The 23,663-nt window shown below is 48.7% G+C and carries 24 protein-coding genes and 1 tRNA gene; 2 read left to right on the top strand and 23 right to left on the bottom strand.

The window, feature by feature from the left end:
• Window positions 1-13: 13 nt before the first annotated feature.
• From AC0YNT_RS29975 to AC0YNT_RS29985, 3 genes are all read right to left on the bottom strand, one after another.
• Window positions 14-1,195: a phosphoglycerate kinase gene (locus AC0YNT_RS29975; protein WP_475807843.1), complete on the bottom strand. Its 1,182-nt coding sequence runs from the start codon at window positions 1,193-1,195 to the stop codon at window positions 14-16.
• A gap of 183 nt (window positions 1,196-1,378) precedes the next feature.
• Window positions 1,379-2,383 (bottom strand): type I glyceraldehyde-3-phosphate dehydrogenase, encoded by a 1,005-nt coding sequence (gene gap / locus AC0YNT_RS29980; RefSeq protein WP_091190982.1) that lies wholly within the window; start codon window positions 2,381-2,383, stop codon window positions 1,379-1,381.
• 79 nt (window positions 2,384-2,462) lie between these two features.
• Window positions 2,463-3,509 carry a sugar-binding transcriptional regulator gene (locus AC0YNT_RS29985; RefSeq protein ID WP_475807844.1) on the bottom strand — a complete coding sequence of 349 codons (1,047 nt, stop codon included), beginning with the start codon at window positions 3,507-3,509 and terminating at the stop codon, window positions 2,463-2,465.
• Between the two features lie 246 nt (window positions 3,510-3,755).
• On the opposite strand from AC0YNT_RS29985, the gene AC0YNT_RS29990 reads away from it, so the two are divergent.
• Both AC0YNT_RS29990 and clpP read left to right on the top strand, forming a co-directional pair.
• Window positions 3,756-3,830 (top strand) — tRNA-Arg (locus AC0YNT_RS29990).
• A 191-nt stretch (window positions 3,831-4,021) separates the two neighbouring features.
• Window positions 4,022-4,603, top strand: coding sequence for an ATP-dependent Clp endopeptidase proteolytic subunit ClpP (gene clpP, locus AC0YNT_RS29995; protein WP_208420642.1), 582 nt, complete (start codon window positions 4,022-4,024; stop codon window positions 4,601-4,603).
• A 64-nt stretch (window positions 4,604-4,667) separates the two neighbouring features.
• Here clpP and AC0YNT_RS30000 read toward each other — a convergent pair whose 3' ends face one another.
• The 20 genes from AC0YNT_RS30000 to hprK all read right to left on the bottom strand — a co-directional run bounded on the left by AC0YNT_RS30000 (window position 4,668) and on the right by hprK (window position 23,572).
• Entirely contained in the window at window positions 4,668-4,937 is a 270-nt protein-coding gene (locus AC0YNT_RS30000) for an HPr family phosphocarrier protein (protein WP_167283107.1), read from the bottom strand.
• Between the two features lie 157 nt (window positions 4,938-5,094).
• Window positions 5,095-6,024, bottom strand: a complete 930-nt coding sequence (gene whiA, locus AC0YNT_RS30005; protein WP_167283104.1) for a DNA-binding protein WhiA — start codon at window positions 6,022-6,024, stop codon at window positions 5,095-5,097.
• A 7-nt stretch (window positions 6,025-6,031) separates the two neighbouring features.
• The gene (locus AC0YNT_RS30010; RefSeq protein ID WP_208420641.1) at window positions 6,032-7,018 is read right to left on the bottom strand and encodes a gluconeogenesis factor YvcK family protein; all 987 of its coding nucleotides are present in this window, start codon (window positions 7,016-7,018) and stop codon (window positions 6,032-6,034) included.
• 12 nt (window positions 7,019-7,030) lie between these two features.
• Complete coding sequence (gene rapZ / locus AC0YNT_RS30015) at window positions 7,031-7,915, bottom strand: RNase adapter RapZ (RefSeq protein ID WP_208420640.1); 885 nt, start codon at window positions 7,913-7,915, stop codon at window positions 7,031-7,033.
• 44 nt (window positions 7,916-7,959) lie between these two features.
• Window positions 7,960-8,910: an ROK family glucokinase gene (locus AC0YNT_RS30020; RefSeq protein ID WP_441897141.1), complete on the bottom strand. Its 951-nt coding sequence runs from the start codon at window positions 8,908-8,910 to the stop codon at window positions 7,960-7,962.
• A gap of 216 nt (window positions 8,911-9,126) precedes the next feature.
• Window positions 9,127-10,056 carry a thioredoxin-disulfide reductase gene (trxB, locus tag AC0YNT_RS30025; RefSeq protein ID WP_167283098.1) on the bottom strand — a complete coding sequence of 310 codons (930 nt, stop codon included), beginning with the start codon at window positions 10,054-10,056 and terminating at the stop codon, window positions 9,127-9,129.
• A 380-nt stretch (window positions 10,057-10,436) separates the two neighbouring features.
• A complete protein-coding gene (locus tag AC0YNT_RS30030) occupies window positions 10,437-12,182 on the bottom strand; it encodes a tetratricopeptide repeat protein (RefSeq protein ID WP_167283095.1) in 1,746 nt (581 codons plus the stop codon).
• A gap of 135 nt (window positions 12,183-12,317) precedes the next feature.
• Window positions 12,318-13,271, bottom strand: coding sequence for a ribose-phosphate diphosphokinase (locus AC0YNT_RS30035; protein ID WP_167283093.1), 954 nt, complete (start codon window positions 13,269-13,271; stop codon window positions 12,318-12,320).
• Window positions 13,272-13,409: 138 nt separating this feature from the next.
• Window positions 13,410-14,216, bottom strand: coding sequence for a histidinol-phosphatase HisJ (gene hisJ / locus AC0YNT_RS30040; protein WP_475807845.1), 807 nt, complete (start codon window positions 14,214-14,216; stop codon window positions 13,410-13,412).
• 32 nt (window positions 14,217-14,248) lie between these two features.
• Entirely contained in the window at window positions 14,249-14,947 is a 699-nt protein-coding gene (gene hisIE / locus AC0YNT_RS30045; RefSeq protein WP_475807846.1) for a bifunctional phosphoribosyl-AMP cyclohydrolase/phosphoribosyl-ATP diphosphatase HisIE, read from the bottom strand.
• Window positions 14,944-15,702: an imidazole glycerol phosphate synthase subunit HisF gene (gene hisF, locus AC0YNT_RS30050; RefSeq protein WP_475807847.1), complete on the bottom strand. Its 759-nt coding sequence runs from the start codon at window positions 15,700-15,702 to the stop codon at window positions 14,944-14,946. The genes hisIE and hisF overlap by 4 nt, the downstream gene beginning before the upstream one ends.
• 64 nt (window positions 15,703-15,766) lie before the next feature.
• Window positions 15,767-16,387 carry an imidazole glycerol phosphate synthase subunit HisH gene (gene hisH / locus AC0YNT_RS30055; protein ID WP_167283082.1) on the bottom strand — a complete coding sequence of 207 codons (621 nt, stop codon included), beginning with the start codon at window positions 16,385-16,387 and terminating at the stop codon, window positions 15,767-15,769.
• A 1-nt stretch (window position 16,388) separates the two neighbouring features.
• On the bottom strand, window positions 16,389-16,985 hold the full coding sequence (gene hisB / locus AC0YNT_RS30060) for an imidazoleglycerol-phosphate dehydratase HisB (protein ID WP_475807848.1): 597 nt from the start codon (window positions 16,983-16,985) through the stop codon (window positions 16,389-16,391).
• 31 nt (window positions 16,986-17,016) lie between these two features.
• A complete protein-coding gene (gene hisD, locus AC0YNT_RS30065; protein ID WP_167283078.1) occupies window positions 17,017-18,303 on the bottom strand; it encodes a histidinol dehydrogenase in 1,287 nt (428 codons plus the stop codon).
• 44 nt (window positions 18,304-18,347) lie between these two features.
• Complete coding sequence (gene hisG / locus AC0YNT_RS30070; RefSeq protein ID WP_167283074.1) at window positions 18,348-18,992, bottom strand: ATP phosphoribosyltransferase; 645 nt, start codon at window positions 18,990-18,992, stop codon at window positions 18,348-18,350.
• Entirely contained in the window at window positions 18,989-20,212 is a 1,224-nt protein-coding gene (locus AC0YNT_RS30075) for an ATP phosphoribosyltransferase regulatory subunit (RefSeq protein WP_475807857.1), read from the bottom strand. The genes hisG and AC0YNT_RS30075 overlap by 4 nt, the downstream gene beginning before the upstream one ends.
• 222 nt (window positions 20,213-20,434) lie before the next feature.
• Window positions 20,435-20,932: an acyltransferase gene (locus AC0YNT_RS30080; RefSeq protein WP_475807849.1), complete on the bottom strand. Its 498-nt coding sequence runs from the start codon at window positions 20,930-20,932 to the stop codon at window positions 20,435-20,437.
• A 3-nt stretch (window positions 20,933-20,935) separates the two neighbouring features.
• Complete coding sequence (gene ppaX, locus AC0YNT_RS30085; protein WP_475807850.1) at window positions 20,936-21,589, bottom strand: pyrophosphatase PpaX; 654 nt, start codon at window positions 21,587-21,589, stop codon at window positions 20,936-20,938.
• A 31-nt stretch (window positions 21,590-21,620) separates the two neighbouring features.
• Complete coding sequence (gene lgt / locus AC0YNT_RS30090; RefSeq protein ID WP_475807851.1) at window positions 21,621-22,583, bottom strand: prolipoprotein diacylglyceryl transferase; 963 nt, start codon at window positions 22,581-22,583, stop codon at window positions 21,621-21,623.
• 50 nt (window positions 22,584-22,633) lie between these two features.
• On the bottom strand, window positions 22,634-23,572 hold the full coding sequence (hprK, locus tag AC0YNT_RS30095; protein WP_441897115.1) for an HPr(Ser) kinase/phosphatase: 939 nt from the start codon (window positions 23,570-23,572) through the stop codon (window positions 22,634-22,636).
• Window positions 23,573-23,663 lie beyond the last annotated feature (91 nt).

Below are 23,663 nucleotides of genomic sequence, written 5' to 3' on the forward strand. Positions count from 1 at the left end.
TTCTATAAACTTCTTATTTATCGTTAAGAGCTACAACGCCTGGTAGTGCTTTGCCTTCCATGAACTCCAGGGAAGCGCCGCCGCCAGTCGAGATATGATCCATTTTGTCTGCTACGCCGAATTTCTCAGCTGCTGCAGCAGAGTCGCCGCCGCCGATAACCGTATAGCCAGCTGTTTCTGCACATGCGTTAGCAACTGCAATAGTACCATGGGAGAATGGTTCGATTTCGAATACGCCCATTGGTCCGTTCCAAACAACCAGCTTCGAGTTTTTGATTACATCAGCATAGATTTCACGCGTTTTTGGACCGATGTCGATGCCTTCCCAATCAGCAGGGATGCCGTCAACGTCAACGATTTTTGTGTTCGCGTTTTTGCTGAATTCGTCAGTAACTACGATATCTACTGGAATATAGAAGTTTTTGCCGAGCGATTTCGCTTTCTCGATGAACTCAAGAGCCAGATCCAGCTTGGAGTTATCAACGAGCGATTGGCCGATTTCATGACCTTGTGCTTTGAAGAATGTGTAAGACAAGCCGCCGCCGATGATGATGTTGTCAGCGATCTCGATCATTTTGTTGATAACGTCGATTTTGTCTTTTACTTTCGAACCACCAACGATAGCTGTGAAAGGACGCTCTGGATTGTTCAGTGCTTTGCCGAGTACATCCAGCTCTTTCTCCATCAGTAGGCCGGATACTGCAGGCAGGTAGTGAGCGATGCCTTCTGTCGAAGCATGCGCACGGTGTGCCGCGCCAAATGCATCGTTTACGTACAGGTCAGCCAGCTCAGCGAATTGCTTAGCCAGTTCCGGATCGTTTTTCTCTTCACCAGCATGGAAACGAACGTTTTCAAGCAGCAATACGTCGCCATTGTTCAGAACGTTTACTTGTGCTTTTACTTCTTCGCCAACCGAATCGTTAGCTTTCACTACTGGTTTGCCCAGAAGCTCGGAGAGACGAGCAGCAGAAGCCGTGTGGCGCAGTTCTTCAACTACTTCACCGTTAGGACGACCCAAGTGGCTCGCGAGAATAACTTTAGCGCCTTTTTCTATCAAGAAGTTAATCGTAGGCAGTGTTTCACGGATCCGTTTGTCGTCTGTAATTTTGCCGTCTTCCAATGGCACATTAAAATCGACGCGTACAAATACGCGTTTGCCTGCTACTTCTACGTCACGAACACTTTTCTTATTCATTGGTGTTGCCTCCCTGATTATGAAATTGAAAGCATAATGCATATATACAGCAAAAAAGGCGCCCCTTCTCGCAGGAAGGAACGCCTTTGCCTTAAATTCCACCCAAGTGGAGCCGCAGACTAAGCGTATCCCGGGGCATTAACCCCGGGACCTCCATGCCATTGTGGGGAATGCTAGATTATCTTACAGACCTTTAGATGCAACAAAAGCTGCGAGGTCAACTACACGGTTCGAGTAGCCCCACTCGTTGTCGTACCAAGAGATAACTTTAACCATGTTGCCTTCTACTACCATAGTCGACAGAGCGTCGATTGTGGAGGAAGCTGGGTCGGAGTTGTAGTCGCTCGATACCAATGGCAGTTCGTTGTAGTTCAGAATGCCTTTAAGAGCGCCTTCGGAAGCTTCTTTCAGAGCTGCGTTTACTTCTTCAACTGTTACGTTAACTTTCAGTTCAGCAACCAGGTCAGTTACAGAAACGTTAGGCGTAGGAACGCGCATAGCCATGCCGTTCAGTTTGCCTTTCAGTTCAGGCAGAACCAGGGATACTGCTTTAGCAGCGCCAGTCGACGAAGGAATGATGTTCTCAGCAGCTGCGCGAGCACGGCGCAGGTCTTTATGAGGAACGTCCAGAACGGATTGGTCGTTAGTGTACGAGTGAATTGTAGTCATCATACCTTTTACGATACCGAATTTGTCATTCAAAACTTTTGCAAATGGTGCCAGACAGTTCGTTGTGCAAGAAGCGTTCGAGATAACAGTGTGCGATGCAGCATCGTACTTGTCTTCGTTTACGCCCATAACGATTGTGATGTCTTCGTTAGTTGCTGGAGCGGAGATGATAACTTTTTTAGCGCCGCCTTTAAGGTGAAGCTCAGCTTTTTCTTTAGCTGTGAAGATACCAGTCGATTCAACAACGATTTCTGCGCCTACGGAGCCCCATGCCAGGTTCTCAGGGTTACGCTCAGCAAATACTTTGATTTCTTTGCCGTTAACAACGATTGCGCCTTCTTTAGCTTCAACTGTAGCATCAAGAGTGCCATGAGTTGTATCATATTTCAGCAGGTGAGCCAGAGTGCTAGTGTCAGTCAGGTCGTTCACCGCTACTACTTCTACATTAGGGTTGTTCAGCGCTGCGCGGAACACGTTACGGCCGATACGGCCAAATCCGTTAATACCAATTTTAACCATTTTAAATTCCTCCTAAGCTTTTTTAAATGACTATGGTATATATTTCAAAACGGTCTGCAGCAAGACTTGCCGCAAATCGTTAAGATAACGATTGTTGCTGTGCGTCGATAATGGCGGACAACTCAAGAGCAGCCGCTTCATCTGTAATCAGTACATCATCGTGCCCAAACTTCATTATGGCACCTATCGCTTCAGCTTTACTTTTGCCGCCAGCGATACCAATAACAACTTCAGTCTTCACAATATCATCGAGTCGTAATCCTACTGTCTGCATTTTGTGAACAACCTCGCCATTACGGTCGAAATAAAAACCAAATGCCTCCGCCAATGCGCCATCAGCTGCCATTGCATTTACAAGCTCAGGCTTCAGCTTTCTGCGTCTGGCCATCACCATAGCGTCCCCGATCCCGTGCACTACGATTCGAGCACTACGAATGACTTCAACAATATCTCGGATACTCGGCTCTTGCATCATGGATGCATAGGCTTCATCACCAAGATGATCCGGCACATGCAGCATACGGTAATTTGCACCCGTGCGCTTGGCCATCGTTGAGGCAATCGTATTCGCCTGATAATCAAGGCTTTCTCCAAGCCCGCCCCTTGCCGGCACGAACCAATTGTTCTTCAGCGGCGTTGTTGACGTTAAGTGGTTGGCAACCTGGGCAATTGTCGTTCCACCGGTTACAGCTACGACATCGTTAGGCTCCATTACTTTGCTGAGCACTTGGCAAGCTGCTCTTCCGAGCTCCCGCTTCGTTTGCTCAGACTCTTCGGAATCGCCTGCTACAATAACAACCTGCGATAAACCGAAATGACTTCTGATCTTCTCTTCCAGATCGGATAATCCGAACAACGTTTTGTAGAAGGGCTCCAATTGCTCAAGCAGTTGTTTGCCTGATTCGCTGATTCGCATTCCAGCCGTATGAATATCGAGCAGGCCCTGCGATTTCAGAAAATCTGTCTCTGCCCGGAGTACCCGTTCCGTCATCCCTAAGGAATTCGCGAGTGTTCGACGACCGATGAGATCAGACAACATAACTTGGCGCAATATCGAGTATCGCTTCTTCATTACGTCAAGCAGATCTGGGAGAAGCTGCTTCTGCAGCTCAATAATGTGACGCATCCTCTACTTTTCACTCCACCCGTCAATAGGCGTAATGGGCTTTCAGGGGATGGACGTTAAACGTCCCGCATACTCACTTTAAGTCCCACCTTTATTTTAGCTAAAAACAGTTCACATGGCAAGTAAGCAAATGTTGATGTAAGCGTTTGTATTCACGATTTGCTCAAATTTATTTTTCTCATCTATCTTGCTTTCTACAAATGATTCGCGTATACTAAGTTTTGCTGTTGCTTTACATTGTGTAATGCGCCCGTGGTCCAATGGATATGACGTAGGCCTCCGGAGCCTGAGATCTAGGTTCGATTCCTAGCGGGCGCGCCATTCAAACTATTAATATCGCCTATACATAAACGATAAACCGCCCTCCTGATGAGGGCGGTTTTTTTATTTGTTACAAGTTTTAGCTTTTCCAAATCCGAGTTTGACTTTCTTTGACTTTTGAATACCAATCCGCTATTATGAAATTATTGCAATACCATCTTTTTTATTATGAGGAGGGGACTTGGTTGGATATGAATTTCGTTCCTATGGTCATTGAACAGAACAATCGCGGAGAGCGCGCTTATGACATTTACTCCCGTCTTCTGAAGGATCGCATCATCTTCCTCGGGTCAGGCGTAAACGACATAGTGGCCAACTCCATTATCGCCCAATTGCTGTTCCTGGCAGCTGATGATCCTGAAAAAGATATTTCTCTCTACATTAACAGCCCAGGTGGTTCTATTACAGCGGGCATGGCAATCTATGATACGATGCAATACATTAAACCCGATGTTTCGACGATTTGCGTAGGTATGGCTGCTTCGATGGGTGCTTTCTTGCTCACAGCCGGTGCTAAGGGCAAACGTTATGCACTTCCAAACAGCGAGGTTATGATCCATCAGCCGCTTGGCGGCGCTGAAGGCCAAGCTAGTGACATCGAGATTCGGGCTCGCCGCATTATTAAGATGCGCGATAAGCTGAACGGTATTCTCGCTGAACGTTCCGGGCAGCCACTTGAACGGATCGAGAAGGATACAGACCGCGATTACTTCATGAGTGCAGCAGAAGCGCAGGAATACGGCTTGATCGACAGAGTTATCGAGAAAGTATAATTTATACAAAAAGAGCGCCCCGGTATTCGTAATGAATACCGGGGCGCTCTTTTGTTATTGGCTATTATTGGTTCTCCAGCTCTTCTTTGCTGACGAGAGCGACTAAAGCGTTTACAGCCTGCTCTGCATCCGAGCCTTCTGCGCTGATGAAAATCTCTGTACCCGAGCTGATAGCAAGGCTCATAATACCCATAATGGATTTTGCATTTACTTTCTTGTCGTCTTTCTCAACAAATACTTCGGAGGAAAATTTGTTCGCTTCTTGAACGAATAATGCGGCAGGTCTTGCGTGCAAACCTGTTTTAAGACGAACGACAACCGGTAGCCTTGTCATGGTAACCATACCCCCTATACTATAATAAGTCCGGCAAGCAGCCCTCCATACAAACGGACATTTCGCTTCATGCTCAGCCTGACATGACTAATAATTTTCAATAAGACTTTTTGTTCATATTATATCATTATACCATCTGATGCACTAGGTTAAAAGTTTAGCCATTGCGTATTTTTTCCGCAAGCTCATCAATCTTCCTAAGCCGATGGTTAACGCCCGATTTGCTCACACTGCCCTTGAGCATTTCGCCAACTTCCTTCAGATTCATATCGGGATGCTGAAGCCTGACTTCTGCAACTTCTCTCAGCTTATCCGGCAAATTATTGAGCCCGATCTCCCTCTGAAGCAGTCTGATGTTGTCGATTTGTCGAACAGCTGCACCAATCGTTTTGTTCAAGTTCGCCGTTTCACAATTAACAATCCGATTAACGGAATTACGCATGTCACGCATAATACGTACATCTTCGAATTTGAACAGTGCTTGGTGAGCGCCTACAATGTTCAGCAACTCGATAATTTTCTCGCCCTCTTTGATGTAGAACACAAAGCCCTTCTTGCGCTCAATACATCTGGCATTCAGATCAAACTTATTCGCAAGCTCCACCAAAGCCTCACAATGCTCTTCATACATCGAAGAAATCTCAAGGTGGTAGGACGAGCCTTCTGGGTTATTAACAGAGCCCCCAGCAAGGAATGCTCCCCGCAAGTAAGACCGTTTACAGCAAGACTTCTTGATAATACTCTTATCAATGCCATCATTAAATACAAAACCCTCAGATACAATTCGAAGCTCACTTAGTATTTCCTGTACCTTCGTCGGAATTCTGACGATGTATACATTATTTTTTTTAAGCCGCATTTTTTTACGAACGAGCAGTTCCGTATGCACTTCAAAATGCTTTTTCAACAAGGAATAGATCCGACGGGCAATTGCTGCATTTTCGGTTGAGATGTCGAGGACGACTTTGCGGCTGGATACACTGACGGAGCCGTTCATTCGAATGAGTGCAGACAATTCAGCCCGCTCGCAGCAGGTGTCCGCCTCAACCATTGTCAGCTCTTTCTTTGTTTGCGCCGCAAATGACATCGCTTGTTCACCTCTTTCTTAACATCCAGTTTTCCACTAATTTATAAATATGATGACTTAACCGTTCTGCGTCATGCCTTAAGAAAGTCCGATACAGGACAAGGCGGTCGGAGATGACCTCCGGCCCCATTTTGGCAACCTCGTCAAAATCCAGCCCCACAGGGGTTGCACCCATCTCTGCATATTTATCCGATACCTCTGGCGGAATCTCTCCGTCATTAACGAGTACATAATCGAACAGGCTATGTCCAATATGATCATGAATCGCCTTCAGATGATCACTGACGGAATAGCCATCCGTCTCACCAGGCTGAGTCATCACATTGCATACAAACAGCTTAACCGCTGTCGAATCCACGATCGCTTGCGCCAGCCTAGGCACGAGCAAATTCGGAATGATGCTCGTGTATAAGCTGCCGGGACCGATCAGGATCGCATCGGCTTGCTCAATTGCCTCTATCGCTTCCGGAAGCGGCTCTACATCATCGGGCTCAACAAATACCCGTTTAATCTTCTTGCCTGCCTTCGGAATAAGCGATTCTCCGACAATAATCGTACCGTCGGTCATTTCCGCACTCAGCACAATAGCTCGGCCTGCAGCTGGAAGAACACGCCCCCGTACAGCCAGTACCTTGCTAAGTTCACGGATACCCGTTACGAAATCGCCTGCGATATCTGTCATTGCCGCCAGCATGAGATTACCTAGACTGTGGCCAGCCAAGCCTGTGCCGCTTGAGAAGCGGTACTGCAGCACCTCAGTCAGAAGCGGCTCGGCATCTGCAAGCGCCATAATAACGTTACGAATATCACCAGGCGGAGGGATCTGCAGCTCATTGCGCAGAATCCCCGAGCTCCCACCGTCGTCGGCGACCGTTACGATCGCCGTAATATCAAGCGGCTTCTCCTTAAGTCCACGGAGCATAACCGACAGGCCGGTTCCGCCGCCAACAACGACGATTTTAGGTCGCCTTAATATTTTATGCCTACTCTGCATCCAATCACCCCGTCAATGCTTATCGCGGTCAGCATCGCGGTGGCTGACGCGTACCCGTTCTGTATCACTGCTGCCGAGCATGCGACCTAAATATTCCGCAATCGCAACCGAGCGGTGTTTGCCACCCGTACACCCGATGCCGATAACAACCTGACTCTTGCCTTCTTTATGATAAAGAGGAAGAAGAAACTGAAGCATATCGAGCAGCTTGGTTAGAAAGGCTTGCGTCTCTGGCCACTTCATCACGTAATCATAGACGTCCGGATTTTGCCCGGTGTTCGGGCGCAAATGGTCCACATAATGAGGATTAGGTAAAAACCGTACATCATAAATCAAATCGGCATCAATCGGAATTCCGTATTTAAATCCGAATGAGGTAACATTCACCGATAGACTGTTGCTTTCCAAATTAGTAAAGCGGGAAATAATACGTTCTTTAAGCTGCGTAGGCTTAATGCTGCTCGTATCAATAACTTGAGAAGCCGAGCCCTTCAAGTCCTCCAGCATCCTTCTCTCCAGACGAATGCCTTCAAGCGGCATACCTTCCGGAGCAAGCGGATGACGGCGCCGGCTTTCCTTGTATCGCTGAACAAGCACTTCGTCTGTCGCATCCAGGAATAAAATTTCGCAGCTGATTGTAAAATGTTCTTTTATGAAATTTAATGATTCCGATAAAGCGGTAAAAAACTCACGTCCCCGCAAATCAATAACAAGGGCTACTTTGCCTATTTTGCCGTTCGACTGCTCAATCAGCTCTGCAAATTTAGGAATAAGTACCGGCGGTAAATTATCGACGCAGAAAAAGCCAAGATCTTCAAGGCTTTGAACGGCAATGGTCTTGCCCGCGCCGGACATCCCTGTAATGATAACGAGCTTTGACATTGCTCCCGTTTCCATAGCTGCACCCTCTTTCTCCATCGTAACGCCGCTGTTCATATTCACTACGAACGCAAGATGAGTCCTGCCGCACCTACAACGCCGGCATTATTTCCAAGCGTAGCTGCAACGATCTTCACGCCTTCTTGTGCCTCTTTTTGTGTGTATTTCGCGAATACTTCGCGAATTTGGTCGAACAGGAAATCGCCTGCTTTCGACACGCCGCCGCCAATAATAAAGCATTCCGGATTCAGCACAACCGCCATAAGCGCCATTGACTTGCCCAAATAATAAGCAGCACGGCTAACGATACGCGCTGCAACTTCGTCGCCAGCTTTCGCAGCGTCAATAACGTCTTTCGCCATAATATCTTCAACTTGCGTCAGCGATGTACGATCGCCGCGCTCAACAGCGTCTTTTGCCATACGGATAATTCCCGTTGCAGACGATACCGTCTCGAGGCAGCCCATTTTGCCGCAGCCACATTGAATAGCTTCCAGATCAGGCACAATTGCGATATGACCCAGCTCGCCAGCCATACCTGCGAAGCCTTCTACGATTTTGCCGCCGATAATAATACCGCCGCCAACGCCAGTACCGAGAGTATAGCATACGCAGTTATCGATGCCTTTGCCCGCGCCAGCCCATGCTTCGCCAAGTGCGGCAACGTTTGCGTCATTATTTACAAGAACTTTCACTTGAAGCTCCTTCTCGAGGTAGTCTTTCAAGTGAACATTCTCAATCTTCAAGTTGCCCGAAAATTTCACAATACCGTTCGGGATATCAAGGAAGCCGGCAATACCAACGCCAACGCCTTCTACCTGTTCCCACGCGAACGAAGATTCATCAACGATGTTACGCGCATATTGCGCAATATTATGAAGGATGGTGTCCGTACCTTTACTTGTTTCCGTCGGCCCTTCGTAAGTATGGAGCAACTCTCCCTCTACATTACAAATCCCAACTTTAATAGCGGTGCCGCCGACATCGACTCCAACGTAAATCTTCTCAGACATTACTAGTCCACCTCATTAATATGTTATCTACTCTGTTACCAACTATAAGCCAATGCCCAATTCCGGTCAAGATAACCGCTTACCCAGTGTTTGCCTATGGATCCGTGCCGCTGCGTAAGTTTGGCGTGAAAAAGCCCTCTCCAACATGCAGGAAAGGGCTGACCGAATACGCCTCTTATACTGGATTGCTGCTGCATTTGCAATCAAATGCAACGATTAATGTGAACCGTTGCTCTCGAGGAATCGTTCGCAATCGAGTGCTGCCATACATCCGCTGCCCGCTGCCGTAATGGCTTGACGGTACTTATTGTCCTGTACGTCGCCGCAAGCGAATACGCCTGGTACATTTGTTTCTGAGCTGCCTGGCTTCACTATAATGTAGCCGTGGTCATCCGTGTCGATTTGGCCATTGAGGAACTTCGTGTTTGGCGTATGACCAATTGCGATGAAGACACCATCTGTTTCAATAACTTCCTCTTCACCAGAAACGTTGTTACGAACTTTAAGACCAGTAACCCCCATACCGCTCGCTACAACTTCAAGGGGGGTACGGTTCAAGCTCCAGCTAATCTTCTCATTCTCACGTGCACGGTCCTGCATGATCTTCGAAGCACGAAGTTCATCACGACGGTTTACCAGCTCAACGTTTGTCGCAAAGCGAGTCAGGAAGTTCGCTTCTTCCATAGCAGAGTCACCACCGCCAACAACTATAATCTTCTTGTTACGGAAGAAGAAGCCATCGCAGGTTGCACAAGTACTTACGCCGCGTCCAACATTGTCTTTTTCGCCCGGGATGCCAAGCCATCTAGCGGACGCGCCAGTCGATATAATAATGGATTCACCAACGAACTCGCCTTTGCCCTCCACTTGAAGCTTGAATGGACGCTCCGACATATCAACGCTGTTAACCCAACCTGTCACAAACTCGGCACCAAAACGCTCAGCCTGCTTCCGCATATTTGCCATCAGTTCAGGACCCATAATCCCTTCAGGGAAACCAGGGAAGTTCTCAACCTCTGTAGTCGTCGTCAACTGGCCGCCTGGCTCAGGACCTTCAATAATAAGAGGCTTCATATTCGCACGTGCAAGGTAGATCGCTGCTGTAAGACCGGCTGGGCCGGTGCCAATAATGATGGATTTGTACATGGTTGTCCTCCTAAATGTGATGTAAGTTTATGGCTGTTTGATGCCGCTACGCGAAAATAACGTCCTTCCAATCGCTGTTGTCCCCGAATTTCTTCATTTCAATAACCACTATAGTGGTTGAAATTCGGGGACAAATGCGAGCGCTGCGCTTCTCCAGTACGTTATTTCCACTTCGCTCCCAAATATGCCGCAACTTACAGGATTTAAGTCATTTCAACCACTTAACAAGTGGTTGAGTAGGGAAAGATAAGGGCAAGAGTAAAACAAGGGCAAAGCTAATTACTTTATTATATATAAGTTTGCCCGACAAAGACAAAACGCACTTAGGGAACCATATCCTTCAGTGCGTTGCGATGACAAGGCGTATTTAATGACTGTGCCTATTCGAGATGGTCTAAAGAGAAGACAGAACTGATCGATTTCATCTTTTCTTTAATTCCGCAAATCTCGTCAATTTTTTTGGCGTTCTTGCTGACTGTCGCAATGGAGATACCATAACGCTCTGCTATTTCAGGATACGAAGTCGTTCGACGATGCATCTTAGCCGTTAAATATTCAAGTGCTGCTGCCCAGCCCTCCGGCTTCGTCAGCTTTGGCACTTCCGGATACAGACGTGAGAGGAATTCAACCCACAGTGTCATCAGGTCGTACTGCTGTACGAGGTCAAACCGCTTGTTGACGCGGGATAGCGCTGCCTCAACAACCTCCTGCCATTTGTCTTCCCAAACCGGAAGACGCGATGGAACACGATTAGGTTCAATGACTGTTGCCTTTCCTTCCAGCACAGCATGAAGCGGCTCCTGTACGCCGAGTGTACGAAGCACGAATACGGCAATTCGCTTCAAGTAGTCATCTTCGTCCGCCTCAAGCAAGAAGGCGCGAAGCACATCTTTTACTTCATTGTCAGCAATCATGCCAAGCGCTTGAATGACCTGCAGCTTCGTATTCTGATCGCCATGACGAAGCGCCCAGAAGAACGATGAGCGGACTAGCGGATCCCGCTTCAAATGCTCAGGAAGACCATCGGAGGAATTTTCCCACAGTTTAAACTGCTCCTCGAACGGCAAATGATAATGATAGCTCACCGTCGCTGACTGGTCACCGATCTTAATCAACGATAACTGTTCCATGTAATAGCGCGGAATATCCGATTCAGGATCAAGCTTCGCCGCCTGCTTCCAGAGACGCTCTGCTTCCACGTATCGATTAATATTACATGCCGCTACCGCAGCATAATGGTATAAGCATGGATCTTGATTAAGCTCCGAATCTTTCAGCAGGCGTGTGAAATGGCGATAAGCCGATTCATGTTCACCCAAGATCCCCATCGTTGTTGCAAGCTTAAACACATGCTCCTGATGGAATGGTGCTGTTTTGCGCAGAAGATCTAGCAATGGGGCAAGGCTCGCCGTATCCCCCGAATGCTGATAGAAGATCCCCAGATTACAAAGGGCATGCAAATTACCGGGTTCTAGTTCAAGCGCTTCATGAATCGTTGCCATCGCTTTGTCGAACATGCCCATATAGTAATAAGCCAATGCTAAATTATTTCGTGCCGCCAGAAACTCTGGCTGCTCCTCGATAATCTTCTCAAGAATACGAACAGCTTCCGTAAACTTGCCTTCCTCAAGCAGCTTACGGGCCTGATCATGTTCGAACATACCTTCACGTGCTTTAATATTCGTAAGCGGTGCAGGGCGCTCCAGCTCATACTGGAGAAGCTCCATCATCTCATCAGCTTCATCGAGATATTGTCCATCCGCGTCTTCTTCAAGATATTTAACAAGCGAGCCCTCGGCTGCTTCATACATCTCCATATTGGCATAGTTATTGGCCATGTAGAAATGACATTCCGTCATCGTCGGATCCAGCTCATCGACAATCCATTTCAAAATCCGATTGGATTCTTCATAATTGCCCATCTCCGACATGATGCCTGCCATGTTGCAATGATTAACCGGATTTTCCGGTTCATACTCCACGGCACGCCGGAAATATTTGAGTGCCTTGTCATAGTGGTAACGATCCAACGAGCGAACCGCCCGTTCGAAAAAGAACGTGGCGTCCCATTGAATCGGTATGATCTTGGCTGTCTGTTCTATGGCTTCACGTTTCTTTTCTTTCACCTGGCAAGGCACCTCCCGGAACTTGATTTTCTACGATTATACCATAGCAATGCCTATCCTAACACGAAAGAATATGTGGGAAAATCGCGAACGTTAGGTAAAACGCCCGCGATTTTCTGTCATTGCCTTATTTAATTAAACGCCGCCGTTTGTCTTGAAGAGGGTACTGATCGAACCGCCTTCAATGATAATGCGAGTCGCTTCCGCAAGCAGCGGAGCTACCGACAATACGGTGAACTTCTCCGGATGATCCTCTGGCAGAGAGATCGAATCCGTAACGATTATTTCTTTGATATGAGGATGATTCAAACGCTCAATGGCATTTCCCGAGAACAGCGGGTGAGTTGCGCATACATAGACGTCTTCTGCTCCACGCTCTTTCAAGCTTTCAACAACGTTGACAATAGTAGAGCCCGTATCGATCAAGTCCTCGATAATAATCGCAGTTTGTCCCTCAACATCGCCGATAACGTGAGTAATCGAAGATTCATTGTGTGCAGGACGCTTCTTGATCATAATAGCAAACGATGTGTCCAGGTTGTTCGCAAGTTTCTCTGCGGTGGAAGCACGTCCAGCGTCCGGAGATACGACTACCGGGTTTTTAATGTTCTTCGATTTCAGATAGTCACTGATCAGATCCAGCGCTGTCATGTGGTCTACCGGAATATTGAAGAAGCCTTGAATTGCCGGCGCGTGAAGGTCAATAGTGATAACACGGTTTGCGCCAACCGTAGTCAGTACGTCTGCAACCATTTTAGCAGAGATAGGCTCCCGCGGAGCTGCTTTGCGCTCTTGGCGCGCATAGCCGTAATACGGCATGATGATGTTAATCGTCTTCGCGGATGCCCGCTTCGCTGCATCGATCATTACGAGCAATTCGACAAAATGCTCATTGATCGGATGCGAGAACGATTGAACGAGGAATACGTCACAGTTCCGAATCGTTTCTTCATAGTGAACGTAGATTTCCCCGCTCTTGAAACGGGACATTTTGATGGCGCCGAGTGTCAATCCCAAATCACTGGCGATCTTTTGAGCCAATATCGGATTGGACGAACCCGAAAAAATACGCAACTTGTCGCTAAACATGATACCCTCCTGAGCGTTTTAAACCAATAATTTGACATGAAGTGCTTCTTTGCATGGGCAAAGCCTTCGTCGTTTGCTCGACACTTTCGTACAGCGTCAAGCTTGTTCCATATCATTATACATCTAATTTACTATAATTCAAAAATCGACAAATACCAATTTTCGCCGTTCAAACGTCGCCAGCTGAGAAAAACCGACATCTTTCAACACCGCACGCGCTTGATCTAAATATTGCCCCAGTCGCTGCGGCTGATGCGCATCCGAGCCAATAGTGATTGGAATGTTCAATTGTTTTGCATATTCGAGCATTCTGCGGCTTGGAAACATCTCCTCAGCGGGGGTCCGAAGACCCGATGCATTAAGCTCGATCGCCATCCCATGACGCTTAACAGCATCTAGAGCAGCCTTCTCCAGATGAGTAACATCACCTTCTGGCTTGAAGCCAAAACGCTTAATGACATCGATATGCCCGATGTAGTCGTAGAATCCCGTTGCTGCTGCTTTCGCCACCGCATCGTAATACTGCTCATACACCTTCATAGGGTCTTTACCTTCCCAGCCATGTGTCTGGCGGAAGTCCGTAATATCCCATTCACCCAGAAAATGAACCGACCCAATCACATAGTCGAATGGATATGCGTTAATAATGGCTTCGATCTTCTCTTCTTGACCTTCGATATAGTCCCCTTCAAGGCCGACACGAATGTCGATCTGGCCTTTATATTTCTCCTTCAGAGCCAGACACTCTTCCACATATCCAGAAAGCTCCTCCATCGGCATCGCCATCTCCGGATAATACGTAGCAGGATCCACATGAAGAAGCGGCATATGGTCAGAAAGACCGATCTGCTGAAGACCGATCTCTATCCCCTTCTGCACGTATTCCTCCAGCGAGCCGACAGCATGCCCACAGCGGGCATGATGGGTATGATAATCGATAAACATGTGCATACCGGCCTTTCTTTTGAAAAAATAGGTTATTTGCCTGCCTGCTCTCTTCTCATCGCATTGTTAGTGGCAGGCTTGCCGTGACGGCTTTGCAGCTCATTCATCACATCGTCAAGCGGCAAACCGCGTTCACGCAGCAGGACAAGCAGATGGAACAGCAGGTCGCTTGCTTCCGAGCGAAGCTCGTCGTTGTCACTGTTTTTCGCAGCAATAATCGCTTCCGTAGCTTCTTCGCCGACCTTTTTCAGGATCTTATCGAGACCCTTCTCGAACAGATAAGTCGTATAAGCGCCTTCGGGGCGTTCTGCATAACGCGCAGCGATAACGCTCTCCAGCTCGCCAAGAATCGCAAAGCGATTATCAGCGGATGCCTCAGCCTCTGCTCCCGCTGTGTCATTGCCGGCTACTTCAATCTCGTTGAAGAAGCAGGAGTACGCACCCGTATGGCAAGCCGGACCTTTCTGATCTACACGCACGAGCAGCGTGTCGGCGTCGCAATCATACGACATCGAGCGAATACGCTGCGTATGGCCGCTTGTTGCCCCTTTGTTCCACAACTCATTGCGGGAACGGCTCCAGAACCAGGTAACACCTGATTCCACCGATAACTTAAGCGACTCTTTGTTCATGTAAGCAAGCATAAGAACTTCTTTGCTCTGCGTATCCTGCACAATTGCCGGAACAAGGCCGTCCTCGCTCCATTTGATGCGTTCTGCCAGTTCCGTCATCGTACTTCCACGCCTTTCTGCCTCAAATCATCCTTCACTTCGCAAATCGTCATTTCTTTGTAGTGGAAAATGGTCGCCGCAAGGCCTGCATCGGCATGACCTTCTTCGAATACGTCAGAGAAATGCTCAATCCGTCCCGCTCCGCCGGAAGCGATGACCGGAATACTAACCGAGTCCGATACTGCACGAGTCAGCTTCAGGTCAAAACCGTCTTTTGTACCGTCTGCATCCATGCTAGTAAGCAAAATTTCTCCTGCTCCTAGACGTTCAATCTCCTTCGCCCATTCGAGAACCTTAATGCCAGTCTCCTTGCGTCCGCCGTGGGTGAACACTTCCCACTCGTCCCAAGCCTCGTTGTACTTCGCATCAATGGCTACAACAATACATTGCGAGCCGAATTTGCGAGCACCGTCGCTTACAAGAGATGGATTAAGAACCGCAGCTGTGTTGATTGCGATTTTGTCCGCGCCAGCACGAAGCAGCCGCTTCATATCGTCAACATGGGAGATACCGCCGCCAACTGTGAACGGAATCGTAATTTCTCCAGCCGTTCTTTTAACAACTTCAATCATTGTTGCGCGTCCTTCTACCGATGCCGAAATATCGAGAAAGACGAGCTCATCGGCGCCCTCCTGATCGTAGGTGGACGCAAGCTCAACCGGATCCCCTGCATCACGCAGGTTCACGAAGTTAACTCCTTTTACAACCCGTCCGTCCTTCACGTCCAGACATGGAATAATACGTTTCGCCAGCATATGTTCACGCTCCCCTCTCGTTAATCGCTGGAATCTAATCTATATCGTAGCGAGTAATCGCCTGTTAACGCTGCACAACCGGGCTTCCCGTTAAAGCAAGGAAGTTACCCAGCAGCTTGATGCCTAGCTCACTGCTCTTCTCCGGGTGGAACTGCATCCCATACACATTGCCACGTCCCACAATAGCCGTTACCTGCTGATGATAATCCGTTGTCGCTAGCAGATCAGAAGCAACCTCCGGCTTCGCATGATAGGAGTGTACGAAGTACACATGCCCTTCCTCGAGGCCTTTGAACAGCGGGCTGTCTTGTAGGAAGTTTAGCTTGTTCCAGCCCATATGCGGCACTTTGTAGTCGCCCTGGAAACGGATTACTTTGCCCGGGAGCAAATTAAGACCCTCATTTACGCCATGCTCTTCGCTTTGAGTAAACAGCAGCTGCATACCGAGGCAAATACCGATAAGCGGCTTGCCGGAAGCTGCATAAGCTTTTGTTGCCTCATCAAGCTTCGTCTCACGCAAATTGTCCATTGCATCGCCAAACGCGCCAACGCCCGGCAGAATTGCACCGTCCGCTGCAGCAATAACCGCTGGATCAGCTGTTACGACTGCCTCGTAGCCAAGACGCTCAACCGCCTTGCTGACGCTGTGCAGATTGCCCATGCCGTAATCGATGATCGCGATCATACTACAGCACTCCTTTCGTTGAAGGCACTCCTTGTACACGAGGATCGATGCTAGTAGCTTCGTCGACCGCACGTCCCAGGGCTTTGAACACCGCTTCGATCATATGATGCGTGTTCTTGCCGTAGTGAACGATGACGTGCAGCGTAACACGTGCTTCAAGAGCAAACTTCCACAGGAATTCATGAACCAGCTCCGTCGAGAAGCTGCCGACTTGTGGAGATGGGTATTCCGCACGGTATTCAAAGTGAGGACGGTTGCTGACGTCGATAATGACTTGAGCAAGTGCCTCATCCATCGGTACGAATACGCTCGCGTAACGCTTGATGCCGCGTTTGTCTCCAAGCGCTTCACGAAGAGTTTGACCAAGGCAGATGCCGATATCTTCTACTGTGTGGTGATCATCGATGTCGATATCGCCGCGTGCTTCAACGGTCAGGTCGAATTGGCCATGCTTGGCGAACAGGTCCAACATATGGTTCAGGAAAGGAACATCCGTCTCGAGCTTCACTTCACCCGTACCGTCTACTGCAAAGCTAAGCTTAATATCTGTTTCATTCGTTTTACGTACAATTTCTGCTTTCCGTTGTGTATCCGCCACTATAATTCCTTCTTCCTATATGAATGGTCTGTTATTTTCCTTCTTGCTCTAACCGAATCTCAATCGCACGGGCATGCGCCTCAAGCCCCTCATGACGGGCGAGCGTCATAATGCTGCTGCCGTTCTTCAGCAAAGCTTCCTTGCTGTAATAGATAAGGCTCGACTTCTTCAGGAAATCATCCACGTTCACCGGCGAGGAGAAGCGTGCTGTTCCATTCGTCGGGATAATATGGTTAGGTCCGGCAAAATAATCACCAACCGGCTCCGAGCTGTATGGTCCGAGGAAAATTGCACCGGCATTCTCGATGAGACCAAGCAGGCTCATCGGATCAGCCGTCAGTACCTCCAGATGCTCCGGTGCCAGTTTGTTCACAACGTCGATACCCGCTTCGATGGAATCGACGAGCAGTACCGCGCCGTAGCTGTCAATGGACGCGCGCGCAATTGCTTCACGCGGCAGTGTTGCAAGCTGGCGCTCCACTTCGGCAGCGACCGCTTGACCAAGCTTCTCGGATGGCGTCACAAGAATCGCCGAAGCCATCTCATCATGCTCTGCCTGCGACAGCAGGTCAGCTGCGATATAAGAGGCATTCGCCCCTTCATCCGCCAGTACTATGATTTCGCTTGGCCCGGCAATGCTGTCGATGTCTACTGCACCAAATACGGAGCGCTTCGCCAGCGCTACATAAATATTGCCCGGTCCACAAATTTTATCAACCGGTGCAATCGATGCTGTGCCATAAGCGAGCGCTGCAATCGCCTGAGCGCCGCCAACCCGGTACATCTCTTTAACGCCTGCTTCTGCAGCGGCTACAAGAATATACGGGTCAATGCCAGCCTTGCCGCCTGTTGCTGGCGGTGTTACCATCACAATCTCCGGCACGCCGGCTACCTGTGCCGGAATGACGTTCATAAGCACGGACGACGGGTACGCCGCCTTGCCTCCGGGCACATACACGCCGACCCGCTTCAGGGGCCGGAGAATTTGCCCAAGCATCGTACCGTCCGGCTGCAAATCCATCCACGAGTTACGCTTCTGCTTCTCGTGGAATACCCGAATATTCACGGCTGCCTCACGGATTGCCGTGAGGAAATCGGCGTCGACCTTATCGTACGCCGCCAGAATCTCCTCTTGCGTCACACGAAGCGATGACGCATCAAGCTGGACGCGGTCCAGCTGCTCCGTGTACCGCAGCAGCGCCGCGTCTCCTTCCGCCTTAATCGCTTCTACGATCTGACGCACCGTTTCATTTTGCTCCGGTGTTCCGTACTCCACCTCACGCTGCAGCCCAAACTGCTCCGCCTGCATAATCCGCATAAGCTTTCGTCCCCTTCCTCACCTATATTGCTCTATCTATCGTGTTATACTTTGGCTGTAATCGTATTCTGAAGACGGTCACACAAGCCTTGAATCACTTCATTCTTCATCCGGTAGCTGACACGGTTCGCGATCAGACGGCTTGTAATCGGGAAGATCGACTGCATCTCCACAAGACCATTCTCACGTAGCGTTTGACCCGTCTCTACCATATCTACGATGCGGTCAGCAAGACCAATCAGCGGTGCAAGCTCGATTGAACCATTCAGCTTGATAACTTCAACCTGCTGCCCCAGCTCACGGAAATATTGCGAAGCCACATTCGGATATTTCGTCGCTACCCGTGGATTAATAGCCGGCTTCCAATCCGCAAGACCAATAACCGACATTCGGCATTTTGCGATGCCCAGATCAAGAAGCTCATAGACGTCTTTGTTCTCTTCCATCAGGACGTCTTTGCCCACGATTCCGATATCGGCAACACCGTATTCCACATAAGTTGGAACGTCAACCGGCTTCGCCATGATGAACTCCATGCCAACCTCCGGCAGCTCGATAATGAGCTTACGTGTATCATCGAAGTCGCTTGGAATCGGCAGACCCGCTTCACGGAACAGCTTCGAAGCCTGCTTATAGATGCGGCCCTTTGGCATCGCAACCTTCAAAATATCTTTTCTCGCTTCGCTCATTGTCCGCTGCCTCCTGTCGCCTTTTCTACACCGCTGATAAACGGCATTCCTTTCGTATACGCTACACCTTTATAAGTAAACGAGCCTTCTACAAGCCCTTTCCAATCCTCTGCTGCCATACGTTCTGTAACAACAGCTGTTCCCTGCTCACGAAGCTGTTGAGCCGCTCCCAGCGCTTCTGCACGGCCTTGAACATCATAGCCGATTAGGACACGCTCATTACCCGCTGTGTCTTCTTCTGCACCAACAAGCTCCAGAATGCGTGTTGTCTTTAGGGCAAAGCCTGTTGCCGGTGCTGGACGTCCAAATTGGCTGAGCAGATTGTCATAACGTCCACCGCTTGCCACTGGGAATCCTAGATCCGCCGCATAACCCTCAAACGTCATGCCTGTGTAATAAGAGAAGTCACCAATCATCGTCAGATCGATCAGTACATGCTCGCATACGCCATATGCCTTAAGCACATCCCAGATCTCACACAAATGGCGAATGGACTTCTGCGCCGTCGCATCTGCGCTCAGCTCAAGTGCCTGCTCGCAGATTTCCTGCCCGCCGCGTAGACGGAGAATACCTTCCAGCTCACGCTGTACCGGCTCATCTAGCTCAAGTTCACGCAGGCTCTCACGATAGCCGACATAGTCACGGTTAAGCAGGCAGGACTTTAACTGCTCCTGTGCTTCCTCACGTCCAGCCAGTGTCTCCTCAAACAAACCGTTCAGGAAGCCGACATGACCAATCGCAATTTTGAAACGGTTAACACCAGCTGCCTTAAGGGAAGCGATGGCCAGTGCAACAACCTCTGCATCCGCTTCAGCTGAAGCATCACCAACAAGCTCTACACCTGTTTGGAAAAACTCCGCCTCGCGGCCCGACTCTTCTTCAATAGAGCGGAATACGTTCCCATGATAAGACAAGCGCAGCGGGAATTGCGATTCCTTAAGGAGGGAAGACACCACACGAGCAATTGGTGCTGTCATGTCTGAGCGCAATACAAGCGTCGTACCACGATTATTGAGCAGCTTGAACAGCTTCTGATCCGAAGTCGAGCTCGCGACCCCTACTGTATCGTAGTATTCCATCGTTGGAGTAATAATCTGTTCGTAGCCCCAGCCCTTCATACAGGCCAGTACATCACGTTCAATATGACGCAGCTTTGCTACTGCGTTTGGAAGATAATCTTTAACGCCAATTGGCTTCTCGAATACTTTTGGTTTAGACATCATTATTCACCTTCGGTTACTTTAGTATATTAAAGTGCTACCATGTTACCATACTAACAAAATAAAGTATTAGACGTAATATTAGCATGAACATTCGCTTCCGTCAAGATAGCTGGGCATCTCTTCCAGTAGTGTGCTGTCCAGCAAGAAAGCCCCGCTATTCGCGCTCTTTCGAGTGTTCGCGAATAGTGAGGCTTTTCCCCTTGTTATAAAGATCCTGGATCACTTCAACTCGGTATCCGTCCGCATAATCTCCCGAATGGGATTGCCTCCAACAAACGTATAGGCTGGTACATCCTTATGGACGATCGAACCAGCAGCGATTACCGCATGATCTCCAATCGTCACACCAGGAAGGATGGTCGTGTTAGCCCCAATCATAACATGAGAGCCTATCTTCACATTACCCAGCCGATATTCCTTGATTAAGTACTCATGCGTCAGAATGGTCGTGTTATAGCCAATAATCGTATTATCCCCTACTTCAATCTTCTCTGGGAAAAATACATCAACCATAACCATAAGCGCAAACGCGGTCTGCTTGCCGACCTTCATCCCAAGGATCCGGCGGTAGATCCAATTCTTAACCGTAAGCTCCGGACAATAACGAGCAGCCTGAATCGCGATAAAATTCCGTACCGCCTTGAGACGGCTTACCGTATGATATACCTGCCACAGCGCATTTGGTCCTTCCACCGGATAACGCTCAACGTTTCGCAACGGCTATCGCTCCATTCCTGCGAATGCATACAACTCGCGCATATCTTCAATGATATACTGCGCTCCGCTCTCCTTCAGCAGCTCCTGGCCTTTCAGCGACCAGGCAACACCCACGGGGATTACTCCCGCTTCCTTCGCGGAGATGATATCAACGGTACTATCACCAATCATAATCGTGGTTGCCGGGTCAGCCCCAAGCTGCTCTAACGCCATAAGTACCGGCTCAGGATGCGGCTTCGGATTCGTAACATCATCGACCGTAACAAACGCATCGACATAATCATACAGCCCGCAAAATTTCATTCCGCGTTCTGTCGACATCCGAATCTTCGTCGTAACAACGCCAATCTGAATGCCTTGTTCATGCAAATTCTTCATGACCTCATTCGTATAAGGGAATGGCCGGAGCAGCTCGTCATGAAGTTTTGTATTCACCGTACGATAAGCTTTAATGAGGTGGTCAACATCCTCAAGCCCTGTAAAATGTCTAAACTGCGCTTGAAGTGTAAGTCCCATACTCGGGATAATATGTTCTCTGCCGAATCCCTCAGGGACAAGGCCCTTCAGTGATTCCAGAAACGAGCGAATAATAAGCTCATTGGTGTCCATAATGGTGCCATCCAGATCGAACAGCATTGTTCGTATATTGCCCGTCATGCTTTTCTTCACTCCTACTACTAATAAAAGCTTACAGGTTGTCCGTCTTTACATCCGTTACAGGTAATGCTGTCTCCTTGGTGGACACAATCGGATCCTGATAGCGGACAGATGCTGCACCTGTTGAACGGCGCACAACGATGAAGATGATTGCCGCGATGATCAGGATAATCGCAAGAAGCTGCGAGATACGTACATCGCCATAGGCTGGATCAAGGAATCCTTGTTCAAACCCTAACCAAGTCATCGGTGTCCATAATGCATCCATCAGGGAACCCAGTGCCCCTGGCCCTTGGAAAGCCAAACTGTCCGTACGGATTCCTTCAATGAAGAAGCGGCCGATGGAGTACCAGATAAAGTAGTACGCAACAAGCTCACCAGCGCGAAGGAACTTTTGACGACGAATAACCATCAAGAGGATAATACCGACCAAGCTCCAGAGCGATTCATAGAGAAACGCCGGGTGATGGTAAACGCCTTCACTTGCAACATACATTTGATTCACAATGAAGTCAGGCAGATGCAGCGTATTCCGCAGGAAGTTCTCCTCAACCGGACCGCCGTATGCTTCCTGATTCATGAAGTTGCCCCAGCGGCCAATCATTTGGCCGGCAAGAAGCCCTGGTGCGCAAATATCTACCATTCGCCAGAACGAGTAACCCTTGTAGCGGAAATAGAAAAATCCACATGCAAAAGCCCCGATCAAAGCCCCATAGATGGCAATCCCGCCATTCCAAATTTTAAAGACATCTACCCAATTGTTCTTATACTCGTCCCATGTGAAGGCTACATAATAAATTCTCGCGCAAATAACGGCCGATGGCACGCCAAGCAGCAAGAGGTCCATGAAAAACTCCGGCTTAATGCCGAATCTTTTCCCTTCCTGTACAGCCAGCAGCAATCCGACCAATGCAGCCGTACCAAGAATGATGCCGTACCAACGCACATGAATGTCCCCAAGGGAAAACGCCGTTGGATCAATCAACAGATTCATTGTTCAATGCTCCTTCTATAATAGGTCTATTCCTGCAACTCTTTCAGCTATCAATCGAAATCATCGGTATCTTCCGCAATCGTTTCGGTCAGCTTGTTCGTAAACTGCAGAGCCGCATTGTAGCCCATACGTTTCAGACGGAAGTTCATCGCTGCAACCTCGATAATAACTGCTAAGTTTCGACCAGGACGAACCGGCACTGTAACAAGCGGTATATCCGTATCAATAATCCGAGTCTTCTCCTCGTCAAGGCCAAGACGGTCATATTGTTTATCCTGCTGCCAGTTCTCAAGCTTAATAACCAGGGTAATACGCTTGCTCGTACGTACAGCACCAGCACCAAACAAAGTCATCACGTTGATGATCCCTAAGCCTCGAATTTCAAGCAAATGGCGAATAAGCTCCGGCGCACTGCCGAACAACTGTCCATCCGACGTCTGACGAATTTCAACCGCATCATCGGCTACCAGACGATGGCCGCGTTTCACAAGCTCAAGAGCGGTTTCACTCTTACCAATACCGCTTCCGCCTGTAATAAGCATGCCAACACCATATACGTCTACAAGGACGCCATGAATCGTAGCAGTTGGAGCAAGCTTCTTCTCCAGGAAGTCAGTAATCCGGCTTTGCAAAATAGTCGTTGCCACATTACTGCGCAGCACCGCAATTTGCGCTTTGTTCGAGTGTTCCACCAGCTCGGCTGGTGCCTCAAGTCCCCTTGTCAAAATGATACAAGGTGTGTTCTCATGACAAAGCTGTTCAAAACGGCTTCTGCGTTCCTCACTCGTCAGTGTATCGAGGAATGTAAGCTCCGTCTTGCCTAGCAGCTGTACCCGCTCATGTGGGTGATAATCGAAATATCCTGCCATCTCCAGGCCCGGACGGTAAAGATCATCAACCAGAATAGAACGCTTCAAGCCGTCTTCGCCGGAGACAATCTCCATTGAGAAATGTTGCACTAGTTCCGCTACTTTTACTTTCTTAGCCATCGAACGGCCTCCTCACTTGCGTTCCCAATAGGTTATATGAAGTAAGTAAATCTATTTCCAATGACTTCATCGTAAAGGAAAAAAGCGCCGA

It is taken from the genome of Paenibacillus sp. J22R56 (assembly GCF_056269375.1).